This is a genomic window from Psychroserpens sp. (assembly GCF_045105015.1).
Lineage (GTDB): Bacteria > Bacteroidota > Bacteroidia > Flavobacteriales > Flavobacteriaceae > Psychroserpens.
This window is the reverse complement of sequence record NZ_JBGCCX010000143.1, coordinates 1-7,040: the sequence shown is the minus strand read 5'-3', so window position 1 is coordinate 7,040 and position 7,040 is coordinate 1. Positions and strand designations below refer to the sequence as shown.

Here is a 7,040-nt window from a genome sequence, read left to right as displayed (position 1 = left end):
AAACCTGCGTCTCCAGCTTTAGGTAAATCTCCAATACCATCAATAGCATCTCCAATTACGTTGAAAAGACGTCCGTAAACATCATCACCAATTGGCATTTGAATAGGAGCACCAGTAGCTATAACTTCTGTTCCTCTACTTAAACCATCAGAAGAGTCCATTGCAATAGTACGTACAGTATCTTCACCAATGTGAGACTGTACCTCTAGTACTAATTTAGAACCATCTTGGTTGTTAATTTCTAATGAATCATAAATTTTTGGAAGTTCAGCACCAGCTCCGAATTCAACATCGATAACTGGACCTACTATTTGTGCAACTTTACCTGTAACTTTTGACATTACTTATGTGTTTAATGTTTAGATATTTAAATAGTGAAAAACGACTATGGCTTTATAATACAAAAGCACTCCTTTTTCGCGCTGCAAAGATATATTTTTAATTTAAAAATAAAGGCATTTTTTTCGCTTTTTTCCATATAAAAAAACACCTTCAAATAGAAGGTGTTTTTAATTTAGCTTTTTATGTTATTCTACTCTAATGTAGGTGAATAGTTTGTTGGCAAAACATCAGCCACAGGAGTAGTTCCAGAGGCTATGAAATTTGATCCAAAAGCGGCATCAATTGCTACTAAAAACTCAGTAGCCATTAAACCATATCCTCTTGATGTTAAATGAATTCCATCTAAACTTACTAATCCACCAAAAACTAAATCAGTAGTCATAGTGAATTCATCATAAGGGTAACCAGACACAGAAGCTTGTTCCAAAACAGCTCTTAAATCAGCAACTGTAACATCAGGATCAGCATCAGTAACAGAAATTATAGTTGCATTATAAGCTGAAGTAGCCATTGCAATATTGTTTTGTTCTTGAGGTGTTAGTACCCACTTGTCTTCTAAGGGCAATGTAATGCCTTCAACTGAAAATTGAGCTGCTACTTGAGGTCCTAAAACTGGGGTTAAAGCTGATTCTGCAGCTTCATTTATTTCACCAATAATTGAACTACTTGGTAATACTAATAAATCATTTTCAGTTGCTTGTCTTGCTTGACCGTAAACACCACCTAAGAAGGCAGCAACTTGAGGAGCTGCAGCTGCTGGTAGTCCAAATTGTGTAATGAATGCAGCAAATGCAGGATCTGGTCCTAGTGCTCCAGCTATAGTTGCAGATAAATCAACTAAGTCTTCATCGACAATAACAACAGCACTAGCTGCTGTTTCAGAAAATGTAATGATACGAGATGGATCTGCTACAGCAAATACTTGGTTTAAAGCGCCATAAATTTGATTTAAAGTTGGAATTTGAGGCCCGAAATCAGGATTAGTTGGGTCTAATGGGTTATGAGGTACAGTCGTAAAATAGGATAAACTGGTAATGTCTGGTACCGTTGTTACTACACCTTTAGCTCCATTTTGAGTTAAAGCTGTTATCATGTTAGTAAATGCTCCAGCAAATACATTTGGATCAGTAATATCGTTTGAGCCATAAGTTGAAGGATCAAAATTTCCAGTTTGGTCTAATCCAATTCCACCAGAAGTGGCATAACTTAAAACATCATTTCCACCAACTTCACTTAAAGTAAAAAAGGTTGGATTTTGTGCTAAAGCATCACCTAAAACAGTAGATCCAGCACTTGAAGCTATTCGAGTGTAATAAGGATTAAAAGCAGCATATCCAGGAGTTACCAAATGAAAACTTTTAGCACCCGGAATCCCGAAATTATTAAAGTTACTTCCAATATTATTTCCAGCTTCAGTGGTTATTGGAGGAGCTGAAGCACCTTGACTTTCTAAAAAGGCATCTAATCGAACTGGTCCAGCTCCACCAAAAACTAATCTATATTCTGTGGCTTGAACACCACCAACCAATAATGCACCAGTATTATCATCTACTAGAGGTTGTGTAAAACTTCCTCCTCCTGCAAAAGCAAATTGCTCTGATAATAATTTTGGAAATGATCTTTCTTGAGCTGCAGCAAATAACCCACCATCACTATAGCCTGCAGTAAAGGAAGCGCCAATGGCTACATAATTTGAAAAATCTGCTGTTCCAACTGTTAGTTCTTCTAGAGCAATACCATCATTTTCATTTAGTTCTCTAAAATCTTCTACGAGATCATTCTCGCAGGCTACCATACTTATTGTAAGTAATGATAGAAATATATATTTTATTTTTTTCATTTTAAATAGTTTCTTTTTCATTATTATAAGTTATTGATTGTCCAAGACACATAGTATTGAGAACCTATGAAACCAGTACCAAATGCAGTAAAATATTCATCTTGAAGTAAATTAACTGCTCCAACTTTTATAGATGATTTCAAGCTTGGGATTCTATAATTTACTTGAGCATCTACTACATGGAACGCAGGGATTTCACCATCACCAAAAGAAGATTCCCAATAATAATTATCACTCCATCTCCAGGCTACATTAAACCCGAAATTCTTGAATAAGTCTGTGTTTCCAAAGGATACTTTTGCTTTATGATCTGGTGTATTGAAGCTTGTTCTAAAGTCTGGGTTAGATTTCACATCAAAATCTAAATGAGCGTAAGTATAATTTGCACTTAAGTCAAAGTTATTAAACACTTTGGTAGATATTGATAATGCAGCTCCGTAAGAGTTAACTGATTCTTCAGAATTTGTATACGTTTGATAAACATTAACATCACCATTATCTAATGCTGCTAAAATTTGCTGTGTGTCTGAATTCAATCCTGCCACAGATGCAGGGTTGTTAGGATCATAACCTGTAAGATCAAAATTTGATACATTACCGTAAAGAGGAGCTACAACAGATTCATTTGCAAGAAAATCTGAATATGAACTATAATATGCAGAAGCATCTATAATAAATTTTTTGATTTTACCTCTATAGCCAACTTCAAATGAATTAACTTGTTCAGGCTTCACATAATTTGAATTACCTATAAATTCACTTCCATTAGAGTTTAAGTCACGATTAGTATTAGATAATTCACCTGCAACAGAAACAAATAATGAATTAGTATATGCAGCAGCAGCTGTTTGAGTTATTGTTGAAGGTTGACCTAAATTGTTTTGAGCAAATTGACTCACGCTATAATCTCTTTCGAAACGATTTCCAATATCTGATGCACCACCAACTAGCGTACCTAAAGCCGTTTCTAAACCAATATATAATGATTGAGTATCTGGATTTCTAAATCCAGATTGAAAAGAGGCTCTAAAGTTATGGTTTTCGTTTACTGTTAAACCAGCTGAAATTCTAGGTGATAAAAACGCATCAAATAATTCAGATTTGTCATAACGTATAGATCCAGTTAATTTTAGTTCTAGATTTTCATTTAAATCAATCGCTTTTTGTAATTGCGTATACAAACCTAACTCAGAATAAGTGATAGGCCCGTTCTCGTCAGCATAAATGGTTCCAAAAGAATTTAATCGATATGTTCTGTAAGAACCACCTACTTGTATTTCAGCAAACTCTATCATATCTCCGAAATTATAATTTGCATCACCATGATAAATTTGTGAGTTGTCTCTGATGGCAGAACCAGTAAAAAAACTTGTGTCACTGGTTACTTCATCAAAAGCTTGTTGAAATTCTTGTGTTCCTGGCTCAAACCTACCAGTTTCTGCTGCTGCTCTTGCTGCAATATGAGCTTCGGCTTCATTTGCACCTCCTAGAGTGGCTACTGCAAACGTATTAATATATTGTCCAAACCAATCTCGATGAGATTTCCATTTTTGTAATAAATTTGGACCAGCAACATCCATAATATAAGTGTCACCAGCTTTATCTGCTGTTATATAACCTCTAACGAAAAAGTTGTCATTTCTAATTTCTAATTTGTGTTGCTGTAAGAAGAAGTTGTCAATTCTATAACGTTGTGCGCCTTGGTACACTGTAGAACCTGTACCTACTTTACCAACATATTGAATTTCAAAATCATTTGCCCAAGGACGGAAATATAATCCCCAATCTGCTTTTATACTTCTTGCATCATAATCGGTTAAATCTTCTTCAGCGTAACCAGTTCTACTTACACTAACATCAGGTATAATTCCTTGAATATTTAAAGGTGCTATTGATTTAATGTTTTGAGTAACATTATCTCCATAGATATTAACTCCATCATAATTAGTGTTAGACTCTCGTGTACCTCCAACTCTATTTTTATCATCATAATTGGTAGCAAACCAATCTGTACCTTTTAAGTAACCAAAGTTTATTTTAGCAGCAAATTTATCACTAAACTTATGTGCCATTCTTATACCCACATCTGTATAATCATTATCTCCAGCAGCTTCTTGTGAGGTAATTCCCTGTTTAACATAGCCGCTAATGCCTTGATGATCAAAAGGATTCTTACTGCGCATGAATAAAATACCATTAAATGCGTTTGCTCCATAAAGAGCAGATGACGCACCAGGTAAAATTTCAACACTTAAAACATCAGTTTCTGTCATTCCCAATAGATTCCCTAATGGGAAGTTAAGTGCTGGTGCTGAGTTATCCATACCATCTACAAGTTGAACAAATCTAGTGTTTGCAAAAGACGCAAAACCTCTAGTGTTTATAGATTTAAATGTTAAACTGTTAGTGTTGATATCAACACCTTTAAGGTTTTCTAGACCACCATAGAAATCTGCCGAAGCAGTATTTTTAATTTCCTTTATTCCAAATCGTTCAACAGTAACTGGTGATTCAAAAATTCGTTCTGGAGTTCTTGAAGCTGAAATAACAATCTCATCTAATTCTGTACCTTCTTTAAGAGTTACGTCAATTGTTTGAGGGTTTGTTGTAACTTCTTGGTTTACGGTTTCAAAACCAACACTACTAATTTGTATTGTAAATGGTGGCTCTTGATCAACGGTCAAGGTATAGTTACCGTCATAATCAGAAATTGTACCTGTGGTTGTTCCAGTAATAATAATGTTTGCTCCTGGTAAGGGTTGGCCATTATTGTCGGTGATTTTACCTTTTACTGTTGTTTGCGCAAAAGAAAAGGCGCAACAAAACAGCATAATTGCTTTGAAAAGTGTCTTCATTTTAGGGAATTAGTTAAATTTAGTATAGCAATATAAATAATAAAATGATAATGCGATGAATATTTCTTAAAAAAGCATGCACGCATAATAGTTTTTAACAAAAAAAGAATGGGTTTTTTGCTAAAGCTTTAAAATAGCTGAGTTTTTTTGGAAAAGTCTAAAGAGATTACTCTACTGTTACAGCTTTTGCTAAATTTCTTGGTTGATCAACATTTTTTTCTAACATTAATGCAATGTGATAAGACAATAGCTGTAGTGGAATTGTCGTCAATAACGGTGTAAGAGATTCTATTGTTTCAGGAACTTCAATTACATGATCAGCAAGTGCTTTTACTTGCTCATCACCTTCAGTTACAATACCAATAATTTTACCTTTTCGAGATTTAATTTCTTGGATATTACTTACTACTTTTTCGTAATGACCTTTTTTTGTTGCAATAACAACAATAGGCATGTTTTCATCAATTAAAGCAATCGGACCATGTTTCATTTCTGCTGCAGGATATCCTTCAGCGTGAATGTATGATATCTCTTTTAGTTTTAAAGCGCCTTCTAAAGCAACCGGGAAGTTATAGCCTCTTCCTAAGTATAAAAAGTTACTAGCATCTTTATAGATTTCAGCTATTGTTTTAACGTAAGCGTCAGACTCTAATGATTTCTTTACTTTTTCAGGAATCAGTTCTAATTCAATCATATGCTGTCTAAATTCAGAACTAGAAATAGTTCCTTTAGCTCTGGCTAAACGTAAAGCAATTAGAGTTAATACGGTTATTTGAGTTGTAAAGGCTTTTGTTGAAGCCACACCAATTTCTGGTCCAGCATGAGTATAAGCACCTGCATCAGTTTCTCTAGCTATGGATGAACCAACAACATTACAAACTCCAAAAACAAAAGCACCTCTAGATTTAGCTAATTTAATAGCGGCTAATGTATCTGCAGTTTCTCCAGATTGGGAAATTGCGATTACAACATCTTTATCTGTTATAACAGGGTTTCTGTATCTGAATTCTGAAGCGTATTCAACTTCAACTGGTATTCGAGCTAAATCTTCAAAAATATATTCAGAAACTAAACCTGCATGCCAAGATGTACCACAAGCTACAACTATTATTCTATTGGCATTTAAGAAGGTTTTCATATTGTCTTCTATTCCAGCCATTTTTATAATACCTTCATTTGGTAGCATTCTACCTCTGAATGTATCTAAAATAGCACTAGGTTGCTCATAAATTTCTTTAAGCATGAAATGATCATAGCCTCCTTTTTCTATCTGTTCAAGATTAAGTTGCAGTTCTTGTACATAAGGATCTACTAGAGAGTCATCCTTAATTTTTCTTATTTTAACACCTTTATTTCTTCTAACAACAGCCATTTCTTCATCTTCTAAATAAATAGCGTTTTTTGTGTATTCTATAAAAGGTGATGCGTCACTGGCGATGAAAAACTCATCATCTCCAATTCCTATTGCTAATGGACTTCCAAGTCTAGCAACTACAATTTCGTTAGGTTTATTTTTGTCAAAAACAGCAATTGCATAAGCTCCAATAACTTGGTTCAGTGCAATTTGAACAGCTTTTCCGAGTTTTAAATCTTCATTTTTCTTGACATCTTCAATAAGATTGACTAAAACCTCAGTATCTGTGTCGGATTTGAAGGTGTAACCTCTTTTTATTAATTCCTTCTTTAGAGATTCATAATTTTCAATGATCCCATTATGAATAATCACAAGGTCACCAGAGTTAGAATAATGTGGATGTGAATTAACGTCGTTTGGAACACCATGTGTTGCCCAACGCGTATGACCAATACCTAGACTACCTGCAGTAGCAATTTCATCCTCTAGTTTTTCTTGAAGATCAACGACCTTACCTTTAGTTTTAGATAATTTTATGTCGTTTCCATCGTATAGGGCAATTCCTGCACTATCGTAACCTCTATATTCTAGTCGCTTAAGACCTTTAAGAATAATAGGGTAAGCTTCACGATGACCAATGTATCCAACA

The 7,040-nt window shown here is 34.5% G+C and carries 3 protein-coding genes and 1 pseudogene; all 4 read right to left on the bottom strand.

The features are described 5' to 3' along the window. Window positions 1–341, bottom strand: a pseudogene (locus AB8B90_RS11045) (F0F1 ATP synthase subunit beta); the annotation flags it as partial. A 191-nt stretch (window positions 342–532) separates the two neighbouring features. Beyond that, window positions 533–2,182: a G-D-S-L family lipolytic protein gene (locus AB8B90_RS11040; RefSeq protein ID WP_405336830.1), complete on the bottom strand. Its 1,650-nt coding sequence runs from the start codon at window positions 2,180–2,182 to the stop codon at window positions 533–535. Window positions 2,183–2,205: 23 nt separating this feature from the next. Further along, entirely contained in the window at window positions 2,206–5,037 is a 2,832-nt protein-coding gene (locus tag AB8B90_RS11035) for a TonB-dependent receptor domain-containing protein (RefSeq protein WP_405336828.1), read from the bottom strand. 166 nt (window positions 5,038–5,203) lie between these two features. Then, the coding region (gene glmS, locus AB8B90_RS11030; protein WP_405336826.1) for a glutamine--fructose-6-phosphate transaminase (isomerizing) at window positions 5,204–7,040 on the bottom strand (1,837 nt) is incomplete at its 5' end.

What these genes read in the sequence shown, in the direction of transcription:
- AB8B90_RS11040 (WP_405336830.1), bottom strand. Translation starts at nt 2,182, where the DNA reads ATGAAAAAAATAAAATATATATTTCTATCATTACTTACAATAAGTATG.
- AB8B90_RS11035 (WP_405336828.1), bottom strand. Translation starts at nt 5,037, where the DNA reads ATGAAGACACTTTTCAAAGCAATTATGCTGTTTTGTTGCGCCTTTTCT.